We start from the raw sequence: 700 nt of genomic DNA on the forward strand, positions 1-700 counted from the left end.
CGCCGGACACCGCATCCGTCAGGCTGCTGATCCCAAGCTGGCCTGCAAGCGCACAAAAGAAAACCCGCGCATAGGCGGGTTCAAGCATCAGCGGCTCATTAAAGGCCATGCTGGCAATATGCGGGAGATTACGCAGCTCTGCTGTCACTCTTCTCCTCCTCTGTTGATTGTCGCAGCCCGGATTCAAATGCTGCAGCCGCCCAGGCGGGCGGTTTAAGACCGGCTGCACGGCGCTCCATCGTTTCACGGACCTGCTGGGCAAAAATTTCCTGATAGTCGTCACCGCGTTTTGCGCACTCTTTCTCGTAGGTACTCAGTCCGGCTTCTATCAGCATCACCGCTTCCTGAACTTCTTTCAGACCATCGATGGCCATACGACCGGAGCCTATCCAGTCGCAGTTCCCCCAGGCACTGCGGGCTTCCTGAAAACTGAAGCGCGCTTTTGAAGGTAACGTCACCACGCGGCGAACGATGGCCTCTTCCAGCCAGCACAGAAACATCTGGCTCGCCTGACGGGATGCGACGAATTTTCGCCGCCCCATAAAGTACGCCCACGACTCGTTCGCACTGGCCCGTGCCGTGGAGTAGCTCATCTGGGCGTAATTCCGGGAAAGCTGCTCATACGAGACACCCAGCCCGGCAGCGATATACCGCAGCAGTGACTGCTCAAACACGGAGTAGCCGTTATCCGTATCCTGAG

At 57.9% G+C, this 700-nt stretch carries 1 protein-coding gene; it reads right to left on the reverse strand.

What is annotated here, in order from left to right; translation table 11 throughout:
• Positions 1-128: 128 nt before the first annotated feature.
• Positions 129-700, reverse strand: a 572-nt coding sequence (locus GB864_RS18030) for a phage portal protein (protein ID WP_000300325.1), incomplete at its 5' end; no start/stop codon positions are given.

This window comes from Agromyces seonyuensis (genome assembly GCF_009789225.1).
GTDB classification, from domain to species: Bacteria; Actinomycetota; Actinomycetes; order Actinomycetales; family Microbacteriaceae; genus Agromyces; species Agromyces seonyuensis.